General features: G+C 65.1%; 20 protein-coding genes. 7 read left to right on the top strand and 13 right to left on the bottom strand.

What is annotated here, in order from left to right; translation table 11 throughout:
* Positions 1-33 precede the first annotated feature (33 nt).
* Both ACZ0BA_RS07635 and ACZ0BA_RS07630 read right to left on the bottom strand, forming a co-directional pair.
* Positions 34-1,653, bottom strand: coding sequence for a methyl-accepting chemotaxis protein (locus ACZ0BA_RS07635; protein ID WP_463450722.1), 1,620 nt, complete (start codon positions 1,651-1,653; stop codon positions 34-36).
* A gap of 90 nt (positions 1,654-1,743) precedes the next feature.
* A complete protein-coding gene (locus tag ACZ0BA_RS07630) occupies positions 1,744-2,694 on the bottom strand; it encodes a 2-hydroxyacid dehydrogenase (protein WP_463450721.1) in 951 nt (316 codons plus the stop codon).
* Between the two features lie 127 nt (positions 2,695-2,821).
* Between ACZ0BA_RS07630 and ACZ0BA_RS07625 the strand changes: the two genes are divergently transcribed.
* Together ACZ0BA_RS07625 and ACZ0BA_RS07620 are read left to right on the top strand one after the other, a co-directional pair.
* Entirely contained in the window at positions 2,822-7,909 is a 5,088-nt protein-coding gene (locus ACZ0BA_RS07625; protein ID WP_463450720.1) for a two-component regulator propeller domain-containing protein, read from the top strand.
* 120 nt (positions 7,910-8,029) lie between these two features.
* Positions 8,030-8,284: an NHLP-related RiPP peptide gene (locus ACZ0BA_RS07620; protein WP_463450719.1), complete on the top strand. Its 255-nt coding sequence runs from the start codon at positions 8,030-8,032 to the stop codon at positions 8,282-8,284.
* Positions 8,285-8,299: 15 nt separating this feature from the next.
* On the opposite strand, the gene ACZ0BA_RS07615 is transcribed toward ACZ0BA_RS07620, so the two are convergent.
* The 10 genes from ACZ0BA_RS07615 to cyoA form a co-directional block, all read right to left on the bottom strand.
* Complete coding sequence (locus tag ACZ0BA_RS07615; RefSeq protein ID WP_463450718.1) at positions 8,300-9,349, bottom strand: WD40/YVTN/BNR-like repeat-containing protein; 1,050 nt, start codon at positions 9,347-9,349, stop codon at positions 8,300-8,302.
* 88 nt (positions 9,350-9,437) lie between these two features.
* Positions 9,438-10,589, bottom strand: coding sequence for a putative peptide maturation dehydrogenase (locus ACZ0BA_RS07610; RefSeq protein ID WP_463450717.1), 1,152 nt, complete (start codon positions 10,587-10,589; stop codon positions 9,438-9,440).
* A 177-nt stretch (positions 10,590-10,766) separates the two neighbouring features.
* Entirely contained in the window at positions 10,767-11,393 is a 627-nt protein-coding gene (thpR, locus tag ACZ0BA_RS07605; protein WP_463450716.1) for an RNA 2',3'-cyclic phosphodiesterase, read from the bottom strand.
* Positions 11,393-11,935: a response regulator transcription factor gene (locus ACZ0BA_RS07600; protein ID WP_463450715.1), complete on the bottom strand. Its 543-nt coding sequence runs from the start codon at positions 11,933-11,935 to the stop codon at positions 11,393-11,395. The genes thpR and ACZ0BA_RS07600 overlap by 1 nt, the downstream gene beginning before the upstream one ends.
* On the bottom strand, positions 11,925-13,301 hold the full coding sequence (locus ACZ0BA_RS07595) for an ATP-binding protein (RefSeq protein WP_463450714.1): 1,377 nt from the start codon (positions 13,299-13,301) through the stop codon (positions 11,925-11,927). The genes ACZ0BA_RS07600 and ACZ0BA_RS07595 overlap by 11 nt, the downstream gene beginning before the upstream one ends.
* Before the next feature lie 18 nt (positions 13,302-13,319).
* Positions 13,320-14,105, bottom strand: a complete 786-nt coding sequence (locus ACZ0BA_RS07590) for an SURF1 family protein (RefSeq protein WP_463450713.1) — start codon at positions 14,103-14,105, stop codon at positions 13,320-13,322.
* Positions 14,102-14,515: a cytochrome o ubiquinol oxidase subunit IV gene (cyoD, locus tag ACZ0BA_RS07585; protein WP_463450712.1), complete on the bottom strand. Its 414-nt coding sequence runs from the start codon at positions 14,513-14,515 to the stop codon at positions 14,102-14,104. The genes ACZ0BA_RS07590 and cyoD overlap by 4 nt, the downstream gene beginning before the upstream one ends.
* Positions 14,512-15,141 carry a cytochrome o ubiquinol oxidase subunit III gene (cyoC, locus tag ACZ0BA_RS07580; protein WP_463450711.1) on the bottom strand — a complete coding sequence of 210 codons (630 nt, stop codon included), beginning with the start codon at positions 15,139-15,141 and terminating at the stop codon, positions 14,512-14,514. Before cyoC ends, cyoD begins: the two co-directional genes overlap by 4 nt.
* Positions 15,134-17,146, bottom strand: coding sequence for a cytochrome o ubiquinol oxidase subunit I (gene cyoB / locus ACZ0BA_RS07575; protein ID WP_463450710.1), 2,013 nt, complete (start codon positions 17,144-17,146; stop codon positions 15,134-15,136). Before cyoB ends, cyoC begins: the two co-directional genes overlap by 8 nt.
* Positions 17,143-18,138, bottom strand: a complete 996-nt coding sequence (cyoA, locus tag ACZ0BA_RS07570) for a ubiquinol oxidase subunit II (RefSeq protein ID WP_463450709.1) — start codon at positions 18,136-18,138, stop codon at positions 17,143-17,145. The genes cyoB and cyoA overlap by 4 nt, the downstream gene beginning before the upstream one ends.
* A 135-nt stretch (positions 18,139-18,273) precedes the next feature.
* On the opposite strand from cyoA, the gene ACZ0BA_RS07565 reads away from it, so the two are divergent.
* From ACZ0BA_RS07565 to ACZ0BA_RS07550, 4 genes are all read left to right on the top strand, one after another.
* On the top strand, positions 18,274-19,620 hold the full coding sequence (locus tag ACZ0BA_RS07565; protein ID WP_463450708.1) for an MFS transporter: 1,347 nt from the start codon (positions 18,274-18,276) through the stop codon (positions 19,618-19,620).
* A 103-nt stretch (positions 19,621-19,723) separates the two neighbouring features.
* Positions 19,724-20,704: a 2-dehydropantoate 2-reductase gene (locus ACZ0BA_RS07560; protein ID WP_463450707.1), complete on the top strand. Its 981-nt coding sequence runs from the start codon at positions 19,724-19,726 to the stop codon at positions 20,702-20,704.
* A gap of 341 nt (positions 20,705-21,045) precedes the next feature.
* Complete coding sequence (gene ppk2, locus ACZ0BA_RS07555) at positions 21,046-21,891, top strand: polyphosphate kinase 2 (protein WP_463454720.1); 846 nt, start codon at positions 21,046-21,048, stop codon at positions 21,889-21,891.
* A 54-nt stretch (positions 21,892-21,945) separates the two neighbouring features.
* Positions 21,946-22,326, top strand: coding sequence for a glyoxalase superfamily protein (locus ACZ0BA_RS07550; RefSeq protein ID WP_463450706.1), 381 nt, complete (start codon positions 21,946-21,948; stop codon positions 22,324-22,326).
* Here the strand turns inward: ACZ0BA_RS07550 and ACZ0BA_RS07545 are convergent, their stop codons facing one another.
* Positions 22,327-22,590 (bottom strand): hypothetical protein, encoded by a 264-nt coding sequence (locus ACZ0BA_RS07545; protein WP_463450705.1) that lies wholly within the window; start codon positions 22,588-22,590, stop codon positions 22,327-22,329.
* A 399-nt stretch (positions 22,591-22,989) separates the two neighbouring features.
* On the opposite strand from ACZ0BA_RS07545, the gene ACZ0BA_RS07540 reads away from it, so the two are divergent.
* Positions 22,990-23,724: a PEP-CTERM sorting domain-containing protein gene (locus ACZ0BA_RS07540; protein ID WP_463450704.1), complete on the top strand. Its 735-nt coding sequence runs from the start codon at positions 22,990-22,992 to the stop codon at positions 23,722-23,724.

Below are 23,724 nucleotides of genomic sequence, written 5' to 3'. Positions count from 1 at the left end.
ACGCAGGGGCCGCCGCGACGCATGCATGGCGGATTACGCCATGCTGATCCGTCCTACGCCGATCCGGGGTATGGTCGATTTACCGGCCATCGGTGCTTCGGGACCGGTGGCGTCGGTTTTGAAGGAGCCGACCAGCTGCGCCAACGCCTTTGCCTGCGCTTGCATCGCGGCGGCCGCCGCTGCCGCTTCCTCGACCAGCGCGGCGTTCTGCTGCGTGACGCCGTCCATCTCGCCGATGGCGGCCGTGACCTGCCCGATGCCGTGTTCCTGCTCGGCGCTGGCGCTGCTGATCGAGGCCATGATGGCGGTGACCTTGCGCACGCTCTGCACGATTTCGTCCATCGTCTCGCCGGCGTGTTCGGCCAGCGCGCTGCCGCTGGCGATTTGCCCGGCCGAGTCGTTGATCAGTTTTTTGATCTCCCTGGCAGCCGCCGCCGAGCGCTGCGCCAGACTGCGCACCTCGGAAGCCACCACCGCGAAGCCGCGCCCCTGCTCGCCCGCGCGCGCCGCTTCGACGGCGGCGTTCAACGCCAGGATATTGGTCTGGAAGGCGATGCTGTCGATCACACCGGTGATGTCGACGATCTTGCGTGCGTAGTCGTTAATACCGGCCATCGTCCGCACCACCTCCGACACCACCTTGCCACCCTTGCCCGCCACCTCCGACGCCGACAAGGCCAGTGCGTTGGCCTGCCGCGCGTTGCCGCTGTTTTCGCGTACCGCCGACGTCAGTTCCACCATCGCCGACGCGGTCTCCTGCAGCGCCCCGGCCTGATGCTCGGTGCGGCGCGACAGATCCATATTACCGGTGGCGATTTCGCGCGACGCCGCGTCGATCGCCAGCGCGCCATCGCGTACGCGGCCGACCGTCTGCGCCAGGCGCCCGGTCATGTGGCTCAACGCGTCGAACAACTGGCCGATCTCGTCGCCCCGTCCGTGCGCTATCACGACATGCAGTTGGCCGTCCGCCACCTGTTCGGCCAGCGCCACCGCCCGGGTCAGCGGACGCACGATACTGCGCGTCAGCATCCACGCCAGCAACGCGCCCAGCGCCAGCGTCGCCAGGCCAAGGCCGATCAACAGCGCGCGGCTGGCGCGATACTGGCTGGCCGACAGCGCCGCCATCGTCCTCGCTTGCTGCGTTTGATACGCCAGAAGATTTTGCAGCGTGCCGGTATAAGCGTTAAAGGCGACGGCAAAGCGGGTGTCGAGCAGGTCGGACACTTCCTGTATCCGTCCGCCGTCCTTCAATTTGAACAAATCGGCGCGCAAGGACAGGTATGCCGCGCGCCTGGCGCCGACGGCAAGCAGCAATGCTTGTTCTGCGGCGTCGGCGGGCAGCGCGGCCAATTGGCGCTCCATCGCCGCCGCCACCTTTTCGCCGGCGACCAACTGCGCCTGGAAGATGTCAGCAACCTCCAGGCTGTCGCTGCGGGCGATCGACATCGCCCGCAAACCATTGAGCTCGGCCACGCCGAGCAGCTCCGACGTCAACTGCTGCCTGGCCAGCTTTTCATCGACCAGCGACGTTGCGGTGTCGTTGGCCGATTGCAGACGCCATAGCGATACGGCCGACATGCAGGCCATCGCCAACAACAGCACGGCGAACGATGCCAGCACCCGCGCGCCGGTCTTCAATTGAGGGAATTTCATCGCGGAAGTTCTTCCAAGTAATTAATGTTATAACATCGACATTAATCACTATACCCCGCGAATATGACACCTTAATTACCGCAAGGCAATCTATACCACGGGTGTCAACAGCGGCCGCCCATCGAAGTGCGCCACCAGATTGTCCACGACCAGTTGGCCCATCGCGTGGCGGGTCTCCACCGTCAGGCTGCCCACGTGCGGCGCCAGCACCACGTTATCGAGTTCGCGCAGCGCGGACGGCACGCGCGGCTCGTCGTCAAACACGTCCAGCGCCGCCATACCCAGCACGCCGTCGCGCAGCGCGGCGATCAGCGCCTGCTGGTCCACCAGCGAGCCGCGCGCGACGTTGACCAGCGTGCCCTCCGGCCCCAGCGCCGCCAGCACCGGGGCGTCGATCGCGTGCCGGGTGGCCGCGCCGCCAGGAGCGCACACCACCAGATAGTCGCTGGCCCGCGCCAGGTCCAGCAGCGAGGCGCTGCGTTCCTGGGGCACGCCGGCGATCGCCCGCGGCTGGAAGTACAGCGTTCGCATGCCAAAGGCCTCGGCCCGCGCGGCCACCGCCTGGCCGATGCGGCCGAAGCCGAACACGCCGCAGACCTTGCCGCGCAGGGCGCGCGTGGGCGCCAGCGGCTGCCCCGCCTCCCAGGCGCCGCTGCGCACGTAGCGATCCAGCGCCGGCAGACGCCGCGCCGCCGCCAACAACAACGTCAGCGCCAGATCGGCCACGTCGTCGGTCAGCACGCCGGGGGTGTTGGTGACGGCGATGCCGCGCGCACGCGTGGCCTCCAGCGCCACCGCGTCGGTACCAATGCCGTTGACGGCGACGATTTCCAGCGCCGGCAACTGCTCCAGCAGCGCCGGACCGACGCCGATCGCGCCGGTGGTGAGCAGCCCGCGCACACCGGCGGCCACGCCGCGTATGTAATCGGGCTGCGCCTCGCGCGGCTGACGCCAAGCGTGGTGGCATTGAAAGTGCGTGTCCAGTTGTTCCATGACGGCGGCGGAGGGGCTGGCGGCCAGCACCAGGAGTTGAGGTTTCATCTTGCGGGTTCCTTGTAAGGCGATGCTCGAGCGATTGTACAAGGGGCGGCGAATTCGCGCCGCAAGCATGGACTTTCGGCCGGCTATTCCGTATGCTGATAATCACTCGCCGGGAAAGTGCCCTGATTTGAACGTCCATGCCCTATCGCTGCATGCCTGTTTTGCCGCTCTGCGCCGGCTATGCCGCCGCGTCCCGCTGTGCCGCGCCGCCTTCGCGCCGGCTGCCTGCTTGTGGTTCGTCGCCGGCGCGCTGTGGTTCGCACCCGCGAACGCAGGCCCCGAGCGGTGGGACAGGCTGGCGACACCATTGTTCGAGCATCTCGGACTCGAACAAGGCTTGCCGCATCCGGTCAGCATGGCGCTGGCGCAGGATGGCGACGGCTATATCTGGATCGGCACCCAGAGCGGACTTGCGCGCTGGGATGGCTATCGCGTGCGCAGCTTCCACCACAGCGGCACCGACCCCACCAGCCTTCCAGGCGATTTCATTCAAACCCTGCACGTCGACCCGCGCGGCCGCCTCTGGGTCGGCACCGCCGCAGCCGGCCTGGCAATGTATGACAATCGCAAGGAACACTTCGTCCGCGTCAACGAGGAGTTGAACCAGGGACTGGTCAGCGCGATCGCCAGCGACGCCAAGGGCAATCTCTGGATCGGCACGCCCACCGGTCTCAAATTCTACGACGCCATCGCCGGCACCGTGCAAAACCACACGCGCGAGACGGCGCCGGGCCTGCGCGACAACCAGATCCGCGCGCTGCTGGTGGACCGCGCGGGCAACCTGTGGATCGGCACCGGCGCCGGCCTGGCGCGGATGAAGCCCGGCGGCGCCATCGCCACCATCCCGGTCGGCGCCCCCGGCCACGGCGGCTGGAGCGACACGGTCCTGGCGCTGGGCGAAAACAGCCGGGGACAGATCGGCTTCGGCACGCTCAAAAGCGGCATCGGCACCGTCGATCCGCTGGCCGACAGCGGCCGCCTGATCGCGCTCAAGGGCGTCACGGACATGGAATCGAACATGGTGCTGTCGGTCGTCGAGAGCACGCCGGGCACCTGGTGGGCCGGCACCTACGGCGGCGGCGTGGTCGAATATCACGCTGCCACGGGCCGCAGCAACCGCATACTGCACCAGCCGGCGGTTCCGCCTAGCCTTAGTAACGACCGTACCGCCGCGCTGCTGCGCGACCGCAGCGGCATGATCTGGGTCAGCACCGAGCGCGGGGTCGACATCCACGATCCGCACAGCGAGAGCATCGACTCGGTGTTCGGCGGCGAGGGCAAGCTGGAGGCGGCGGTCACCGCGCTGATGACCGACAGCCGCGGCGAGGTGTGGATCGCGCTGGCCGACCAGGGCGTCGACGTGGTGGCGACCGACGGCGCGCGGCGCGCGGCGCTGCGTCCCGACTCGCACCAGCCCGAAACAGCGCTGCCCAACCGCGTGGTGCTGGCGCTGGCCGAGGCCGAGCCGGGCGAAGCGTGGATCGGCACCCAACTCGGTTTGTACCGCACCAGCGGCGCCGGGCGGTCCGTCAAGCGCGTCGCGCTGCCGCAGGAGCTTCAATATCCGCGCATCGGTACCATCCTGCGGCGCGACGGCCAACTGTGGCTCGGCACTTTCGAGGGCCTGCTGCGCTACGATGTCGCCGCCGGCACCATCAAACGCTACATCCAGGGGCCGGCGGAGAGCGGCGGCCTGACCGACAACCGCATCCACGCCGTGGTGCCCGACGGCGACGGCACGCTGTGGATCGCCACCCGCAATGGCCTCAATCGCCTCGATCCGGCCAGCGGCAAGGTGGAGCAGATCACCGCCGCGCCGGCCGTTCCCACCGCGCTCTCCGAGGCCGTCATCAGTTCCCTGGCGATCGATGGCCGCGGCAGGCTGTGGGTGGGCACCTACGGCGGCGGCATCTGCGTGATGACGGGACGCGACGCTCGGGGCACGCCTATATTCGAACGCGTCGGCGTCGCCGAGGGACTATCGACCGGCACCATCATGGCGCTGCGGCCGGACGCCGCCGGCCGCATCTGGGCCGCCACCTCGGACAGCATCGCCGTGGTCGACGTCACCACGCTCAAGGCGCGCGCGCTGGCCCGCCCCGACGGCCTGGCGTTCCGCACCTTCTTCATCGGCGCCAGCACCGTCACCGACCAGCGCGATTTGCTGTTCGGCGCCACCTCCGGCATGGCGGTGGTGTATTCCGGCCGCCTGAACGACTGGAGTTACCGCCCGCCGCTGGTCATCAGCGCCGTGCGGGTCGACCAGCGCGCGCTGACGCCGGACCAGCTTAGCGCGCCCGAAGGTCCGACCCTCACCTTGACGCCGGACTCGCGCAACTTCGAGGTCGAACTGGCGGCGCTGGACTACTCCGCGCCCCAGCGCAACCGCTACGCCTACCTGCTCGAAGGCTTCGACCGGCGCTGGACCGAGGCCGACGCAAGCCGCCGCGTGGCCGGCTACAACAGCCTGCCGCCGGGCACCTACCGTTTGCGCCTGCGCGGCAGCAACCGCGAGGGCCTGTGGAATGTCGACGAGCTGTCGCTGCGGGTGGTGGTGCTGCCGGCCTGGCACCAAACCTGGTGGGCCAGGTCCGGCTACCTGCTGGCCGCGTGCCTGCTGGCGTGGGCGCTGATGCGCTGGCGCGTCCGGCAGCTGCACAACAAGGGCGAGGCCCTGCAGGCGCTGGTCTACTCGCGCACCAGGCATCTGGAAAAGCTCAACGCCATCGTCAAATCGATCAACGAGCAGCTGGACTTCGACGCGCTGCTGCAGACCATCCTGCAGGAATCAACCGTCATCAAGGGCATCGACTCGGCCCTGGCGCTGGTGCGCGAAGCCGGCACCGAGACGCTGACGCTGCACGCGGCCTGGGGCCGCATCGACGCCGCCGCCGACGCCTATAGCGTCGACCTGCGCCAGGCCGAGCTGCGCTACGCCCCGCCCGACGCCATGATCGCGCCGGACATCTTCGAAATCCACCATCGCAATCCGCTGCCGGGCGACGTCTGCGCGATGCTGGCGGTGCGCGTGGTGATCGACGGCCAGGTCGAGGGTTATCTGATTTTCGAGAACTACCAGTACCCGACCAGATTCGAGGCGAGCGACCTCGATCTGCTCAAGGCGCTGAAGGAGCCCTTCGTATCGGCCTACCAGAAGGCGCGGGCGCTGCGCATGATCGAACAGGCGCGCGCCAACGCCGAAGCGGCGACCCGCGCCAAGAGCGAATTCCTGGCCAACATCAGCCACGAGATCCGCACGCCGATGAACGCCATCCTCGGCTTCGCCGGCCTGGGCACCCACCTCGACCTGCCGCCGCAGCCGCTGGACTACTTCCGCAAGATCGGCCGCGCCGGCCAAAGCCTGCTCGAGATCATCAACGATGTGCTGGACTTCTCGAAGATCGAATCGGGCAAGCTGGAACTGGAGGCGCTGCCCTTCGACCTGCCCGACACGCTCAACCAGCTGGCCGACCTGTTCTCGTGGCGTGCCGCCGAGCGCGGGCTCGAACTGGTGATCTGGTCGGCCCCGGAGGTGCCGGCCAACCTGCTGGGCGATCCGCTGCGTCTGAGCCAGATCTTGGTCAACCTGGTCGGCAACGCGCTCAAGTTCACTGCGCGCGGCCACATCGAACTGCGGGTGGAGCTGGACCCGAACGTCGCCGCCACCGACATGGCCGCGGGCGCGCTGGCGCTGCGCTTCACCGTCGAAGACAGCGGCCTCGGTATCAGCGGCGAACAGCAGGCGCGTTTGTTCCAGGCTTTCGCCCAGGCCGACGCCAGCACCACGCGCCTGTACGGCGGCACCGGACTGGGACTGGCGATCTCGCAGCAGCTGGTGCGCAAGATGGGCGGTGTCATCGCCGTCGACAGCGAGCCTGGCGTCGGCAGCAGCTTCAGTTTCACGGTGCAGCTGCAACCGGCCGCCGACCAGACCCCGCGCCTGCCTCCGGTACCGGCGCAGGTGCTGGGCAAGCGCGTGCTGGTGGTCGACGATTGCGAAGCGGCGCGCCACATGTTGACGATACAGCTGGGCGCATTGGGCCTGCGGGCACGCGCCGTGGCCTCCGGCGCGGCGGCCATCGCCGCGCTGCGGCTGGCCCCTTGCGACGTGCTGCTGATCGACGCCGACATGCCGGACATGGACGGCATCGCCACGCTGCGCGGCATCGGCGACGATCCAGCCATTTCCGGCGTGCCGGCCATCCTCATGGTCACCGCCTATGCGCGCGATCACGATATCGAGGTCGCCGAGCAGACCCGCCGCATGCCCTTCATCGACAAGCCGGCCAATCCCTATTTGCTGCGCAGCGCGATCATGACTGCGCTCGGCCTGGACGCCGGACAGCCCGCCGTCAAGCTGTCAGCGCCGCCGTCGTTCGCGGTGCAGCGCATACGCGGCGCGCAGGTGCTGGTGGTCGACGACAACAGCATCAACCAGCAGGTGGCAAGCGAAATCCTGCAGCGCGCCGGCGTCCGCGTCGACCTGGCCGGCAGCGGCGAGGAAGCGGCGCGCATGGTCCAGGCGCGCCGCTACGACGCGGTGCTGATGGACATACAGATGCCCGACATGGACGGCTACCAGGCCACGGCGCTGATACGCGCCGACGAGCGCCACGCCGCGCTGCCGATCATCGCCATGACGGCGCACGCGGTGGCCGGCTACCGCGAGCGGTGCCTGAGCATGGACATGAACGACTACGTCACCAAGCCGATCGACCCCGACACGCTGTACGCGGTGCTGGCCACCTGGGTGCCGCACGACGCGGGACGCGCGCCGCCGGACGATCGCGAGTCGCCGCGCGACGCAGGCCTGGCGCCGGCGACGAGGGCTGCGTCCCCGCACGCGCGTCCGGGCATCGACATGGAGGCGGCGCTGGAACGGCTGGGCGGCCACAGCGCCCTGCTGACGCGGCTGTTAAGCCTGTTCGCACAGGATTTCGCGGCCACTTTGCAACACATTCATGATGCAATCGACGCCGGCGATCCGGCACGGGCGGCCGATCTCGTGCACAAGATCCGTGGTGCGGCAGGAAACATTTCCGCGCCCGACCTTTTTGCCACGGCAACCGCGCTGGAGGAGCATCTCAGGGAGCGCGAACCCGCGTTGCCCCGGTTGTTGAGCGATTTCGAGCAGGCATTCGACATTGTGATGCACAGCGCGCATGAAGAAGTCGCTAAGCAAACAACCGGCGCCATCCTCGCCGGCGGCAAGTAGCGCCCCATCCGACTTGCATTTTGCTATGTTGAAATTTCTTGAGGTGGCTCATGCTTTGGCCTAGCATGAACTTGCGTATTGATACGCTTCAACCTGCCCTCTCACACGAAAGGTGATCACATGGCCTCGCATTCCCCACAAGATCTCGACCTGCTGCTGTCCAAACTCGCCGGCGATGACGTCTTCCGCCAAAGCTTCCTGAACGATCCGCACACGGCGCTCGGCGGCTTGGGCATCCGCATTGACGCCGCCCGGATTCCGGCCGTGCGCAGCCTGCCGTCGAAGAAAGTCCTCGCCGCCAATCGCCATGCGATCAAAGGCAAACTCGAAAACGCCGCCGGCGCGATTCCGTTCTTCCTGTCCGGCCAGCGTTGACCGCGCAGCCGTGCCTCAGTCGAATGTCACCCGCGCGAGCGCTCCCTTGTTGCCGCTGGCCCAAGCCGTCTTGCGGCCAGCGGCAAAGCTGATCGCGTCGAAGCCGCCGACCGAGGCCGGATAGGCCAGCGGCGTCCACGTCCGGCCATCATCGCTCGACAGATCGGCGCCCGACGGGCCGACCGCCACCAGCGACTTTCCGCCGCCGGGCAGATACTTCACCGCCGAGCGGTAACCGGACAATCCTTTTTCGCGCACCAGCGACCAGCTTTTGCCGCCATCGCTGGTGACGGCGGCACTGTTGACGGCTGCGCCCTCCTGCTTGTAGTCTCCGCCGACGATCACGCCATGCAGCGCATCGCGGAAGGTGATCGAGAAGATGCCGGCCGACTCGCTGCTATCGAGCGGCGCCTGCACCACGCTCCAGGTTTTGCCGCGATCGCCCGTGTGCAGCACCCGGCTGCCGGTGGCGATCCAGGCGTCGTCGCGGCCGGCCATGGCGATGTTGGAACCGCTGGCGGAGAACGCGCCCTCGTTCGGCAGCGCCGGCGGCAGCGCAGTGGCCGGAATCTTGGTCCATGTGGCGCCGCCGTCGGCGGTGCGCAGAATCTGCAGGCGGCCATCGATCGCATCGCCGATCACCAGGCCGTTGTCGGCATCCCAAAACGTCATCGCATCGAGAAACCCCTTGGGGTCCGGATTGACATACTGCTGCGTCCACGTGACGCCGGCATCGGTGGTCTTGAAGATGCGTGACGCGGCCGCAGGCCCAATGCTCAACAGGTAGGCGGTGCGGGCGTCGACGGCGTCGATATCGCGGAAATCCAGCGGCGTCGCCTGCGCGTCGACCGGCGGCGTGAGACTGCGCCAGGTGGCGCCACCATCGGCGGTGCGCAGCACGGCGTTACCCGACCCGCTGGCCCATGCCACGCTGTCGTCGACGGCGCTCACGCCGCGCAGCCGGGCGGCGACACCGCTGGCCTGCTTGTCCCAAGTGGCTGACGGTGCGTCGGCAAACGCGCATCCGGCGAACAAAACGATCGGCATCAAAAAGAGTGTTTTCATAGTCAGGAAAATAGTCGCGATCCAGACATCATAAACACGTAGCGCGGATTAGCGAAGCGTAATCCGCGATGGCGGCGACACCGGCGGCTCAAGGCTCGTACCGCATCTCCACCGTATCCTGCGCGCCCGACGCCGCGCCGCACCCACAAACCGCCACCACCATATCCTTCAGCGGATCGAGTCCCAAAGCCCGCTCGATATCGACCTCATTGACCGCCGCCGTCACAAAGGCCGGCAGCCCCGCCTCCGTCGCCAGCAGATAAAACGTCTGCGACAGGTGTCCGGCATCCAGCAACAGCGCCCGATATGCCTTGGCATGATTGCGGTACTTCCAAAAATTGCGCTCCACGCGCGCGGCCAGCACCACCATCATCGGCGCATCGACAAACCAATCCTGATCGGCCACCATGCGCATCGCCAGTTCCGCCGTTTGCGTGGTATCCATCGCCGCCAGCGGCTCCAGCGCATGCCGCACCGGGTGGTAGTGGTAGAGCCCCGGCGCCACGCCCTCCACGCGCTGCGCCAGCACATAAGCTTCGGTCGGATGCAGTCCGCCGGCGGAGGGGCTCAGTTTTTTCAACACAAAGGCATCGGGCGCCATCTCGCGCTGCCCCTGCGAGCCGAAGGCGCGCTGCAGCAGCCGCGATGCGGTGGCCAGCGGCAGCGTGGCGACCGCGTCGAAGTTACGACCGGTGTAGCGTTTGAAAAGCGTCTCGTCCAAGCCGGCGCGCTCCGGCGCCGGCAGCGGCAGCTCATCGGCGGCGCCGACGCCGCGCTCCACCGCCGGTCCGGGCGGCGTGCCATACGACTCCACCAGCTCTTCGAAGCTGGGAAACTGCATGCCCTTGTCGACCCGCATATCGCCCCAGCGGCTGAACATGTGCGCGGTCGCCGACAAGGGGCGCCAGTGCTGCGAACGCAGCACTTCGTCGCGTTCGCGCATCGCCGCGCCTTCCGGCGCATCGCAGAGCAGCAGCCCAAGTTCCAGCAACCGTGCAATGACGTCTGGCGACGACCGCTGCTCGCAGACGGCGCGATCCTGCCACAACGTCAGGCTGATGGCACCCAGTGCCAGCATCTCGTCGGTGCCGATCTCGATCTCCGTACCCAGGTGCGGCGCCAGCGCGATCCAGCGCACCGTCGCGCCCAGCGCGCTCTCACCCGCGAACAGCGAGGACCAATCGATATCGAGATCCTCGCGGGGTTCGACAAACAGCACGGCGCAACGTCTGATCAACATGGTGGTCTCACCTTCGGCGATTATGGTGCGATTTCGGTCAACGCGTAAGCTGTATTGCGTCCTCCTGCATCCATTTTACGCAGAACGCCGCGCATGACCAAATCGGTGACGTCGCGCAGGGCCGTGGGCCGCATTCACCGCACGCTCTAGATATGTACCGCATAATTTGCGGAGAATCTACTTTATTGAGAGCCGCCATCGCGCCAGCTCCGAGTAGCATGGCTGGTTTTGGCCGATCCGACTGTGCAGCAGCACCAATTCCCGCACGGTCCAGCGGATCGCCGGCACGGGCTCCGGGACGACAGCGAAGTCGTCGTATAGCAGGGTAATGTGCGGTGTGTAGGTGCGCGAGCCGCTCGCGATGCCGACCTCGAGCAGCGCTTGCGCCAGATTTTTGTAGAGGGCCTTCAGGTGGGCCGCGCCATCACCGCCGGTCAGGACGAACGGCCGGTGGCGTGCGCGGTTGACGAACGACTGCGCCGCGTCGAAGGCGACCTCGAACTCCTGCGTGGCAGCCGCCACCAAAGCCGCCGCCTGCCCGGCCCGAGCGATCAAACCGGCCGGCACGCCGGGAAAGCCGCCAAGGAAGCACAAGGTCGCGTGCAGTTTGGCGTCGGCGAGCGGCCGGCCGCGCAAGCCGTGACGGGTTCTCAATGACGCCGTCAGCAGCTTGATTTCGGCAATCGCGGCGGCATCCGGCACGACCGCGAAAAATAGCCGGTCCGTGAGTGCCGGTGGCGGTTCCGGCTCAGGTCCAGCGCCCTGAAACGAAGCGCCTGCGGAGGCGCCAGCGGCTTGTGCCATTATTTCACCCGCTGCTTTTCCAGCTTGCGCGCCAGTGTGCGCCGGTGCATGCCGAGCCGGCGTGCGGCTTCGGAGATATTGAAGTCGGTTTCCGCCAGCACCGTGTGGATATGCTCCCACTCCAGCGTCTTGATCGACGTCGAACGGTTGGTCAGTTCCAGCTCTGCCGCGCCGGCCACGTGCTCGAACGCGGCCTCGATATCGTCGGTGTTGGACGGCTTGGCCAGGTACTGGCAGGCGCCCAGCTTGATCGCCTCGACCGCCGTGTTGATGCTGGCGAAGCCCGTCAGCACCACGATCAGCATCTCCGGGTCGTGCTGGTGCAGCATCTGCACGCAGGCCAGTCCGGACGAGTTTCCCTTCAATTTCAAATCGACCACCGCGTAGCCGGGCGAGTGCTCCACCAGCACCGCGCTGGTCTCGTCGACGTTCTCGGCCAGCAGCACCTTGTAGCCGCGCCGCTCGAACGAACGGCTCAGGGTGCGGGCGAACGCCGCATCGTCTTCGACCAGCAATAGCAAACGTTGTTCTTCAGTAGTCATGTTGAGCTTGTTCCGATTTGATTTCGATGGCCGACAACGGCAAGGTCAACCGCACCATCGCCCCACCCTGCTCCAGATTACTGGCGGTGACGGCGCCACCCAGGGTGCGCGCCACGTTCACCACCAGAAACAGCCCCAGCCCGCCGCCCGGTCGTCCCTTGCTGGAGTTGTACGGCTTGCCGAATTGCGCCAGCATCGCCTCGGCGAAGCCCGGACCGGCGTCGGTCACCTGTAGCACCAGCGCGTCTTCCTCGCGGCTGGCCTCCATGCGCAACCACTGCGGCGAGGCCTCCAGCGCATTATCCAGCACATTGCAGATCATCTGCTTGAGCGTCGAATCGGACACCACCGGCAGGTCGGGATCGATGCGGTTTTCGAATTCGAACGCCACCACGGGACGGCCGATGCGCCACTCGGCCACCACCTCGTCGAGGAAGGTGTTGATGGTGGTCGCGGCCGACGATTCGCCGCGCGCCTCGCCGGCCGACAGCAGGATGCCGCTGACGATGGACTTGCAGCGCTTGAGCTGCGTCTGCATCTCGGCTATCTCCTCGAGCAACACCGGGTTGCCCTTGAACTCGGGCATGTGTTTCCAGTCGCCAAGGATGACGGCCAGCGTGGCCAGCGGCGTGCCCAGTTCGTGCGCGGCGCCGGAGGCCAGCAGGCCCATGCGGATGATGTGCTCTTCCTCGGCCGCGCGCTGGTGCAGCGCCGCCAGCCTGGCGGCCGTGGTGCGCATATTGCGTGTAATACGACTGATAAACACCACCAGCAGCGCCGCGTCGAGGATAAAGCAGACCAGCATGCCCTGCACATACAGGCTGAGGATGCCGCGCTCGTGGTCTTGAGGCAGCCGCAACGGTTCGGAGAACAGCGCCAGCCAGGCGATACAGGCGCCGGTGACGGCCACGATGGTCCAGGTCGACCATGCCTCGAGCAGCACCGCACCCAGGATCACGTGCAGCAGGTAAAGAAACACGAAGGGATTGGTGGCGCCGCCGCTGAGGTAGAGCTGGGCGGTCAGGCTGGCGACGTCCACCGTCAGCGCCAGCAGCAGTTCGTTGTTGGAGACGACCTGGTTTTCCTGCCAGCGCAGGGTGCTGGCGATGTTGAAGGCGATCAGGCAGGCCAGCACGTTGAGCATGGCCGGCATCGGCAGCTGCACGTTCAGCAGCTGCGAGGCGGCGGCGATGGTGGTGATCTGGCCGATCACGGCGATCCAGCGCAGCTGGATCAGCTGCTGCATGTTCTTGTGGCCGGCCGCGTGCGTGATGGTGTTGGCCGACGCTTTCACGGCGGCCAGCGGTTCAACCACGGGGGCGTTGGGACGACCGCGGTCGAAAGGGTTGGGGTATTTGGTCGCCATCCCTATTATTTTACGTGATCAACGCTCCTTGCGTGCATCCCTTGTAACCCACCATGTGGCGCCTGCCACCATCAGCGCCAGCCCGAACCAGGTGATGGCGTAGACAAGGTGGTTGTTGACGAAGGAGATCACCGTCAACCCGCCAACCGGGCGCACGCTTTCGCCGGGAAGCGCCACCTGCGCGGAGGCGGCATCGGCGTCGACGAAATACGGCGCCACCGCCGGCAAGCCGCGCGCCCGGGCGATGGCCGGTAAATCGCGCGTGTACCAGTCGTTGCGTTCGGGTTCGTTCGCGCGCAGCGAGCTGGGCTTCTCGCTGACGCGCAACAGGCCGGTGACGGTCACCGCAGGCCCGCCGGCGACCGCCGCGCAGGCGTTGGCGGGCGCAAGAGCCGGCGCCGGGCGCGGACTCCAGCCGCCCGTTCCCGTCGGCACAAAGCCGCGATTGATCATGACGATGCCGCCGTCGGCCGTGCACAGCGGCGTCAGCACCCAGTAGCCAGTGCCGCGCTCGAGCGACGCCCGGGTCCACGTGCTCGACGCCGTCAGGTAGGCGCCGCTGATGCGCACGGGGCGGTACTCGTCGTTCTCGGCGTTGACGCGCTGCCATTCGGCAATGCCCGGCGCCGGCGTCGGCGCCGCGTGCACGCGCTGCCCGACCCTGTCGATCAACGCCAGTTTCCATTGCAACCTGAATATTTGCCACGTTCCCAAAGCAAAAAACCCTGCGAACATCACCCCGGCCACGAGGGCCAGGATGACGCGCAGGGCGCGGGAACGTTGGCGCAGTGCGCCAGTCGTCATTTCATGTCGTGCATGCTGTGCACATCCGAGCCCATCGAAGGCATCATGTTCAGGTTCATATGGTACATGACCCAGATCGAACCGGCCAACACGATCACCAGCAACACCAGCGTGAACATCAGCGCCAGCATCGACCAGCCGCCTTCGTTCTTGCCGTTCATGTGCAGGAAGTAGACCATGTGCACCACCATCTGGACGCCGGCGAAGGCCAGGATCACGGCGGCCGTGGTGCTGGACTTGTCGAACACCTTGGCCATCACCAGCCAGAACGGAATGGCCGTCAGGATGACCGACAGCACGAAGCCGATGGCGTAATCGCGCAGGCTGCCGTGGGCGCTGCCCTCTTCGCCGTGACCGTGGTCGTCATGACCGTGGCCGTGGTCGTGGCCGTGGTTATTTGGCGCGCTCATGGCAGAACTCCCATCAGGTAAACAAAGGTAAATACACCGATCCAGATCACGTCCAGGAAGTGCCAGAACATCGACAGGCACATCATGCGACGCTTGTTCTCGACCGTCAGGCCGTGCTTTTTCAGCTGGAAGATCAACGTGACCAGCCAGATCGTACCGAAGGTCACGTGCAGACCGTGGGTGCCGACCAGCGCGAAGAACGAGGTCAGGAACGCGCTGCGCTGCGGACCGGCGCCGATGTGGATCAGGTGCAGGAACTCTTCGATCTCCAGGAACAGGAACGCCAGGCCGAACAGGCCGGTGATGCCCAGCCAGATCATGGCGAACTTCAGGCTCTTGCGCTGGGTGGCGATCATGGCAAAGCCGTAGGTGATCGACGACAGCAGCAGGAACGCGGTGTTCAGGGCGATGGTGCCCAGTTCGAACAGCTCGGCGCCCGACGGGCCGCCCGCATAGCTGCGGCCGAGCACGGCGTAGGCGGCGAACAGCGCGCCAAACAGCAGGCAGTCGCTCATCAGGTACAACCAGAAGCCCAGCAAGGTGCCGTTCTCCGGATGGTGGTCGGCTACATAGTAGCGCGCGCTTGGGTCGTCGCTCAGGGCGGCGTTAGCGGTAATATCAGACATGGCTTTCCAGCAAACGAGTGTGCGCTTCTTCGGTACGGACAACTTCTTCCGCCTTGATGTAGAAATCGCGCTTGTAGTTAAAGGTGTGCGTGATGATGGCGGCCATCATGGCGACAAAGCCAATGATCGCGAGCGGCCACATCTGCCAAACCAGGGCAAAGCCCATCACGAACGACAGTGCCGAGATGATGAAGCCGGCGCCCGTGTTCTTCGGCATGTGGATGTCGACGAAGCCCTTGGTCGGACGCTTGTAGTTGTGCGCCTTCATGTCGGCCCAGCTGTCGCTGTCATGCACCACCGGCGTGAACGCGAAGTTGTAGTCCGGCGGTGGCGACGAGGTCGCCCACTCCAGCGTACGGCCGCCCCATGGGTCGCCGGTGACGTCGCGCAGCTTCTCGCGGTCGCGCCAGCTGACATAGATCTGCATCAGGAACGCGCCGATACCGCCGGCGATGATCAGCGCGCCGATGGCGGCGATGACGAACCAGATTTGCAGCGACGGATCGTCGAAGTGGTTCATGCGGCGGGTGACGCCCATGAAGCCCATCACGTACAGCGGCGTGAACGCAACCCAGAAGCCGACCAGCCAGCACCAGAAGCAGACCTTGCCCCAGAACTCGTCCAGGCGGAAGCCGAACGCTTTCGGGAACCAGTAGTTCATGCCGGCGAACAGGCCGAACACCACGCCGCCGATGATGACGTTGTGGAAGTGGGCGATCAGGAACAGCGAGTTGTGCAGCACGAAGTCGGCCGGTGGCACGGCCAGCATCACGCCGGTCATGCCGCCGATGACGAAGGTCAGCATGAAGCCCACGGTCCACAGCATCGGCACGTCGAAGGTGATGCGGCCCTTGTACATGGTAAACAGCCAGTTGAAGATCTTGGCGCCGGTCGGGATCGAGATGATCATCGTGGTGATGCCGAAGAACGAGTTGACGCTGGCGCCCGAACCCATGGTGAAGAAGTGGTGCAGCCATACCAGGTACGACAGGATGGTGATCACGACGGTCGCGTACACCATCGAGGTGTAGCCGAACAGGCGCTTGGCGCTGAAGGTCGAGACGATTTCCGAGAACACGCCGAACACCGGCAGGATCAGAATGTACACCTCGGGGTGGCCCCAGATCCAGATCAGGTTGACGTACAACATCGGGTTGCCGCCGAGGTCGTTGGTGAAGAAGTTGGTGCCGACCATGCGGTCGAGCGACAGCATCGCCAGGGTCACGGTCAGGACCGGGAACGACGCGACGATCAGGGCGTTGGTGCACAGCGCGGTCCAAGTGAAGACAGGCATCTTCATCAGGTCCATGCCCGGCGCGCGCATCTTGACGATGGTGGCGATCAGGTTGACGCCAGACAAGGTCGTCCCTACCCCGGCAATCTGCAATGACCAGATATAGTAGTCGACCCCCACGTCCGGACTGGCCATGATGCCCGACAGCGGCGGGAACGCCAGCCAGCCGGTCTTGGCGAATTCGCCGACGAACAGCGACACCATCGTCAGCATCGCGCCGAAGGTGGTCATCCAGAACGAGAAGTTGTTCAGGAACGGGAACGAGACGTCGCGCGCGCCGATCTGCAGCGGCACCACGTAGTTCATCAGGCCGGTGACCAGTGGCATTGCCACGAAGAAAATCATGATCGTGCCGTGGGCCGTGAAGACCTGGTCGTAGTGGTGCGGCGGCAGGAAACCGGCGTTGTCGCCGAAGGCCATCGCTTGCTGGGCGCGCATCATCAGCGCGTCGGCGAAGCCGCGCAGCAGCATGATGATACCGAGGATCATGTACATGATACCGATGCGCTTGTGGTCGATACTGGTGATCCAGTTCTTCCACAGCGGGCCCCACAGGCGGAATTTGAACATGACGGCGAGGAAGGCCAGGCCTCCGATCGCCACCATGGCGAAGGTGCCGATCAGAATGGGCTCATGCAGCGGGATCGATTCCCACGACAGGCGACCCAGGATCGGGTGGTTGGGTGTCAAGGTATGTTCAGACATGGTCATTCTTTACGGATAGGTTGGGCGGTGGCGGCAACGTCGGTCTCACAGACGTCTTTGTCCAGCGCTTTGACTGCGGCCGCCGCCTTGATGCGTGTGGCGTCCTGGTGCATCAAGGTGTTCATGCAGACCGACCCTTCGACCACGCAACGGTTCAGCACGAGGTCGTACAAACCCTTGTCGACATTGCTGAAATGCATGATCGGGTGCTTGATGGTCGGCTTGTCCAGCGCCACGAACTCGGCACGGGTCAGCGCGCCGGTCGCGCCGCGGGTCTTTTCAACCCAGGCGTCGAAGTCGCCCTGGCTCACGCCGTGGTACTTGAAGCGCATCTGCGAGAAGCCGGCGCCGCTGTAGTTCGACGAGAAGCCGTCATACACGCCCACCTTGTTCATTACCGCGTTCAGCTGCGTCTCCATGCCCGGCATGGTGTAGATCATGCCGGCCAGCGCGGGAACGTAGAACGCGTTCATCACGGTCGACGAGGTCAGCTTGAAGCGCACCGGCACGTCGATCGGGGTCACCAGCTCGTTGACGGTGGCGATGCCCTGCTCTGGATAGATGAACATCCACTTCCAGTCCATCGCCACGACCTGGATCTCCAGCGGCTTGACGCCGGCGGCGACCGGACGGTGCTGGTCGATGCGGCTCAGCGGACGGTACGGGTCCAGCAAGTGGGTGTAGATCCAGGTGATCGCGCCCAAGACGATGATGATCAGCAGCGGAGCGCCCCAGATCATCAGTTCGAGCTTGGTCGAGTGATCCCAGTTCGGTTCGTATTTGGCGGAAGTATTTGCCTTCCTGTAGCGCCAAGCGAACAGACAGATCAAAATCATAACGGGTACGATAATCAACAGCATCAGCAATGTGGAAACAATGACAAGGTTTCCTTGCTGAGCGGCGATATCTCCGGACGGGTTCAACACGACCGTGTTGCAGCCAGCAAGCCACAACAACGGTGCGAGGAATAGCCCACGACGAGCGATAGGAGGAATCATGCGGTAATTTACGTCACAGGAATTAGATAACATGCTACTGTACCTATTACGGAATGTTCTTGCCATTGGACACATTGTCCTAGTGGCCCGGGGACATGATCGTGATAAAAATTTTTTCATATACGAGACGAGACCATGGCCAACACGACTACATTAACGGGCGTCACAGCTGGCGTCCCTGAGCATCAAACCAGCCAAGGCGCGCGCAACATCAATGCCCGGGATGGGGATATTTCACCCGGCGAAATCGCCATCGGCGTGGTCATCGGCCGCGCCTCCGAATACTTCGACTTCTTCGTCTACGCCATCGCCTCGGCGCTGGTGTTCCCGTCGGTGTTCTTCCCGTACGAGAGCCGCCTTGACGGAACACTATACGCTTTCGCGATTTTCTCGCTAGCATTTATTGCCCGGCCGATAGGCACTGTGGCATTTATGGCCGTACAACACCGGTTCACCCGTGAGACCAAGCTGATGCTTGCGCTGATGGTGATGGGCGTGTCCACCGCCGGCATCGCCTTCCTGCCGGACTACGCGTCGCTGGGCACCACGTCGATCGTGATCCTGTCGCTGCTGCGCATCGGCCAGGGCATCGCCCAGGGCGGTTCGTGGGACGGTCTGCCGTCGCTGCTGGCACTGAACGCGCCCGAAAACAAGCGCGGCTGGTACGCGATGCTGGGCCAGCTGGGCGCGCCGATCGGCTTCATCATCGCCGCCGGACTGTTCGCCTACATGATGGCAACGCTCAGCTCGCTCGATTTCCTCGACTGGGGCTGGCGCTATCCGTTCTATGTGGCCTTCGCCATCAACGTGGTCGCGCTGTTCGCCCGCCTGCGCCTGGTGACCACGCATGAATACTCGCACCTGCTCGACGAGCGTCAGTTGGAGCCGGTCAGCGTTGTCGAATTGATCAGCAAACAGGGCCGCAACGTCGTCATCGGCGCGCTGGCCGCGCTGGGCAGCTACGCGCTGTTCCACCTGGTGACGGTGTTCCCGCTGTCCTGGATCAGCCTGTACTCGCCGCGCGCCGTCTCCGGCTTCCTGCAAGTGCAGATGGTCGGCGTGGTATTGATGACGATCGGCATCATTATTTCGGGCATCGTCGCCGACCGCTACGGCCGCCGCCGCACCCTGGGCACGCTCGCCATCATGATCGCCATCTTCAGCGCGGTCGTGCCGTATCTGATCGACCAGGGCGAAACCGGCCAGGACATCTTCATCCTGCTGGGCTTCTCGCTGCTGGGTCTGTCCTACGGTCAGGCCGCCGGTGCCGTCACCGCCAACTTCGAGCAGCGCTTCCGCTACACCGGCGCGGCGTTGACGTCCGATCTGGCGTGGCTGGTCGGCGCCGGTTTCGCGCCGCTGGTGGCGCTGGGCGTGTCGGCGCACTTCGGTCTGGCCTATGTCGGCCTGTATCTGCTGTCGGGCGCCGTGGCCTCGCTGGCCGCGCTGAGCCTGAACCGCAGGCTCGATATCCGTAACTGATCGTCGCAACGAATTGATCGTCGTAACTAATAATAATATGCACTAGACCTGCTTCAGGAGGCGGGGCCGCAATCGCGGCCCCTTTTCTTTCAGAGGAGACAACATGAAAGTATGTATCGTCGGCGCCGGCGCCATTGGCGGCTTCATCGGCACCCGTCTGGCCGCTGCGGCCGCGTGTGATTTAAGTGTGCTGGCGCGCCGCGCGGCACTCGTTTCATTGCAAGAACATGGCTGGCGCCTGCGCCAGGGCGACGTACTGACCACCGCGCCGGCCCGCGCCAGCGACGACGCCGCGCAACTAGGGCGCCAGGACGTCGTCATCGTCGCTGTCAAGGGCCAGGGCTTGACCGCCGTGGCGCGCGAGATCGGCCCGCTGATCGGGCCGGACACCGTGATCCTGCCGGCCATGAATGGCGTGCCATGGTGGTTCGGCCAGGGCGTGGCCGCCATCGGCGACCAGCCGTTGGCCAGCGTCGATCCGGAAGGCACGGTCACAGCCGCCTTGCCCTACAGCCAGGTGCTCGGCTGCGTGGTGCATGCCAGCACCTCATCGCCGGAACCGGGGCTGGTGGCGCACAAAATGGGCAACGGCCTGATCATTGGCGAGCCCGGCGGCGGCGATTCGGCGCGTGCGCGCCAGCTCGGCACGCTGCTGGGCGGCGCCGGCTTCGACGTCACCGTCTCCGACAACATCCGCTACGACATCTGGTACAAGCTGTGGGGCAACATGACCATGAACCCGGTGTCGGCCATCACCGGCGCCACGGCCGACCGCATCCTCGACGATCCGCTGGTAGCCGAGTTTTGCCGCGCGGCGATGCGCGAGGCCGCGCTGATCGGCGACCGCATTGGCTGCCACATCGAAGAAACGCCGGAACAGCGGCACGAGGTCACGCGCAAGCTCGGAGCCTTCAAGAGTTCGATGCTGCAGGACGCCGACGCCGGCCGGGTGCTGGAGCTCGACGCGCTGGTCGGCGCCGTGCGCGAAATCGGCCAGCGGCTGCACGTGCCGACGCCCCACATCGACGCGCTGCTGGGCCTGACCCGGCTGTTCGGACGCGTGCATGGCCTTTATCCTCACTAAACGCTGACAAAATCGGACGCCGGGGACGCTATCAGGCGTCTCCGTCCGCCGCCGCCGCCCACGTCGCGTGAGGCGTCACACTTCCATCCCAACCTCCATCGGTAAGTCACCGCGCATAGCAGGCCTCTCGAACGCACGGGGATTTGGGCGTAACCAGCCGGGCGCTCCGCCCCATGAGCGGCGCCGCAACTGCGCAATATTGATCCGTCATCGCCAGGTCACATTGCGCGGATAAGCTGTGCGCGGACCATACCGAGGAGCGCTGCGTGAAATTGAACGAACAAGAATTGCTGGAGCGCGTACACCGCGAGCTCACCGACAGCTACGACGAGGAACTGGAGATGGAACTGGAGGACCGCGAGATCGATCCGGTCACCAAGCTGGTCATCGAAACGGAACGCAGCGAAGCGGCCAAGGCCGCGCGCCGCCATTACTTCCGTGAACTGTTCCGCTTGCAGGCCGAGCTGGTCAAGCTGCAGGACTGGGTGGTGCACACCGGCCACAAGGTGGTGATCCTGTTCGAGGGGCGGGACGCGGCCGGCAAAGGCGGCGTCATCAAGCGCATCGTACAGCGCCTCAACCCGCGCGTGTGCCGCGTGGCCGCCCTGCCCGCGCCCAACAACCGCGAACGCACGCAATGGTACTTCCAGCGCTACACGTCGCACCTGCCGGCCGCCGGTGAGATCGTGCTCTTCGATCGCAGCTGGTACAACCGCGCCGGCGTCGAACGCGTGATGGGTTTTTGCAGCGACGAGCAATACGAGGAATTCTTCCAGACGGTGCCTGAGTTCGAGCGCATGCTGGCGCGCTCGGGCATCCAGCTGATCAAGTACTGGTTCTCGATCTCGGACGAGGAGCAGAACGCCCGCTTCCTGGGCCGCATCCACGATCCGCTCAAGCAATGGAAGCTGAGCCCGATGGACCTGGAATCGCGCCGCCGCTGGGAGGAATACACCAGGGCCAAGGAAATCATGCTGGAGCGCACCCATATCCCGGAGGCGCCGTGGTGGGTGGTGCAAGGGGTGGACAAGAAGAAGGCCCGCCTCAACTGCATCCACCATCTGCTGGGGCAGATGCCCTACGTCGAGGTCGAGCATCCGGCGATCCAGCTGCCGCAGCGCGAATACCACGACGACTATGTGCGCCGGCCGGTGCCGTCCGAAATCATCGTGCCGGAGATATACTAGCGGCTCGGGCTGGGCCGTCGGGGCCGCGTCCGCCAGCATACCCCGGGAGCGAGCATGACACTTGGAACCATCACACCGATACTGCGCAGCTTCGACGAAGCCAAGGCGCGCGAGTTCTACATAGACTACCTGGGCTTTTCGGTCGACTGGGAGCACCGTTTCGAGCCGGGCCTGCCGCTGTATATGCAGGTGTCGCGCGACGGGTGCGCGCTGCACCTGAGCGAGCACCACGGCGACTGCAGCCCCGGCGCCGCGCTGCGCATCGTCACCACCGACCTGGACGCCTTACACGCCGCGCTGACCGACAAGCAATACCAATACGCCCGCCCGGCAATCGAAGAAGTGCCATGGGGCGGGCGTGAAATGTCGATCAAGGATCCCTTCGGCAACCGCCTGACCTTTGTGGCGGCGGAAGAGGCCGAAGTCAGCCCGTAGTCAGGCCGATTCGGCCTGCGGTGCCGCTTCCACCTGCAAGCCGAACGGCAGCTGGGTGCCAAGGAAGCTGAAGACGCGCTCGCCAAATTGCCCCGCCCGCCATAGCAGGCCACCGGCGATATCCTGGCCATCCAGCGGGTAGAACAGCAGGCGAAACGGACGCGCCTGGTCGGTCGCGCTGAGCACAAAGCCAACGGCCCCGGCCGTAGTGCCCAGGCCGAAGCCCGCCAGCGGCACGGCCACAGCGCCTGTCAGCAGTGGCACCGACAGCGTTCCAGCCACAGGAACAGCCTGCGGTGGGCATCCGCGCCGTTGAACAGCGCGTTCAGCGGTAACGGCGCCATGCCGATGCTTAAGAGCAGCCCCTCGATGGGCACGGGCCGCAGGCCGGTAACCCTGCGAGCTCTTGAGCAGCAAATCGTCAATAATCTCATCCATGATTACCTCCATGCGGGTTGAGCGGCCACCAAACGCTAACCATGGTGACAGCAAGAACTTCCCTGCCTGAGGGGGCAGCCAGTTCAGCTTACCCGGCCAATGCACACGCATTCTGATCAGATCGATATTGCAGTCACCGTCCGCACATTTAACATTTTGAATTTACAAATCGTTAATATAGTTATTATAATTAAAACCCGATCATTGACATGAAATGGAATGGCTATGAGCTCGATAAGCAAGATAGGCGCGGGCACGCTGGCGCTGGCGTTGTTATCGGCCACCGGCACAGCACAGGCCGAGACCGTGACATATACCTTTACGGCGGTCGTCGACAGTGTGCTTTCACTACAATATTTTCAGGGCGGCTACGTCGACGGCGCCGAGCTGGATGGACATCGCATGGCGGTGAACGACCATCTGAGCGGCCGTATCAGCTTCGACTCCGCCGAACCGTCGTGGTTCTTCGACTATGGCGACTACAGCCTGGCTACCCTTCCGAAGTTCAGCCTGGAATACAGCTTCAAATCCGGCCTGAACGACTATGCCAGCACCTATACCGGATCGGCGAGGGTGATCGACATGCCCGATGGCGACTCTGTAGCGTTGGACAACACCAACTACTACGGCGGCACGCCACCGGGTCTGATCGGCGGCGCCGGGCTGGCTTTCGAAGATGGCAGCGGCACCTACCTGACATCGACCGCGCTGCCGGAATCGATCGACATCCACCGCCCGGGGCTGCATTCCAGGATCGGCGGCAGCTGGTACCGCACCAGCGACGAGACGGGGATCTTTTTCTGGGGCACCCTCACCTCCATCCAGCAGGTCACCGTGTCGCCAGTGCCGGAGCCGGAATCCGCCCTGTTGATGCTCGCCGGACTCGGCGCCGTCGGCGTGGCCATGCGCCGGAAACGCGCAAAAAAACCACCCGAAATCAAGCCTAATCGCGGCGCCTGA

This window comes from Duganella sp. AC917, assembly GCF_979258245.1.
Note: the sequence above shows the minus strand (reverse complement) of the source record. Positions and strands in the feature narration are given on the sequence as shown.

Coding starts and splice junctions, on each gene's coding strand:
- ACZ0BA_RS07635 (WP_463450722.1), bottom strand. CDS start 1,653: ATGAAATTCCCTCAATTGAAGACCGGCGCGCGGGTGCTGGCATCGTTC.
- ACZ0BA_RS07630 (WP_463450721.1), bottom strand. CDS start 2,694: ATGAAACCTCAACTCCTGGTGCTGGCCGCCAGCCCCTCCGCCGCCGTC.
- ACZ0BA_RS07620 (WP_463450719.1), top strand. CDS start 8,030: ATGGCCTCGCATTCCCCACAAGATCTCGACCTGCTGCTGTCCAAACTC.
- ACZ0BA_RS07615 (WP_463450718.1), bottom strand. CDS start 9,349: ATGAAAACACTCTTTTTGATGCCGATCGTTTTGTTCGCCGGATGCGCG.
- ACZ0BA_RS07610 (WP_463450717.1), bottom strand. CDS start 10,589: ATGTTGATCAGACGTTGCGCCGTGCTGTTTGTCGAACCCCGCGAGGAT.
- thpR (WP_463450716.1), bottom strand. CDS start 11,393: ATGGCACAAGCCGCTGGCGCCTCCGCAGGCGCTTCGTTTCAGGGCGCT.
- ACZ0BA_RS07600 (WP_463450715.1), bottom strand. CDS start 11,935: ATGACTACTGAAGAACAACGTTTGCTATTGCTGGTCGAAGACGATGCG.
- ACZ0BA_RS07595 (WP_463450714.1), bottom strand. CDS start 13,301: ATGGCGACCAAATACCCCAACCCTTTCGACCGCGGTCGTCCCAACGCC.
- ACZ0BA_RS07590 (WP_463450713.1), bottom strand. CDS start 14,105: ATGACGACTGGCGCACTGCGCCAACGTTCCCGCGCCCTGCGCGTCATC.
- cyoD (WP_463450712.1), bottom strand. CDS start 14,515: ATGAGCGCGCCAAATAACCACGGCCACGACCACGGCCACGGTCATGAC.
- cyoC (WP_463450711.1), bottom strand. CDS start 15,141: ATGTCTGATATTACCGCTAACGCCGCCCTGAGCGACGACCCAAGCGCG.
- cyoB (WP_463450710.1), bottom strand. CDS start 17,146: ATGACCATGTCTGAACATACCTTGACACCCAACCACCCGATCCTGGGT.
- cyoA (WP_463450709.1), bottom strand. CDS start 18,138: ATGATTCCTCCTATCGCTCGTCGTGGGCTATTCCTCGCACCGTTGTTG.
- ACZ0BA_RS07565 (WP_463450708.1), top strand. CDS start 18,274: ATGGCCAACACGACTACATTAACGGGCGTCACAGCTGGCGTCCCTGAG.
- ACZ0BA_RS07560 (WP_463450707.1), top strand. CDS start 19,724: ATGAAAGTATGTATCGTCGGCGCCGGCGCCATTGGCGGCTTCATCGGC.
- ppk2 (WP_463454720.1), top strand. CDS start 21,046: ATGGAACTGGAGGACCGCGAGATCGATCCGGTCACCAAGCTGGTCATC.
- ACZ0BA_RS07550 (WP_463450706.1), top strand. CDS start 21,946: ATGACACTTGGAACCATCACACCGATACTGCGCAGCTTCGACGAAGCC.
- ACZ0BA_RS07540 (WP_463450704.1), top strand. CDS start 22,990: ATGAGCTCGATAAGCAAGATAGGCGCGGGCACGCTGGCGCTGGCGTTG.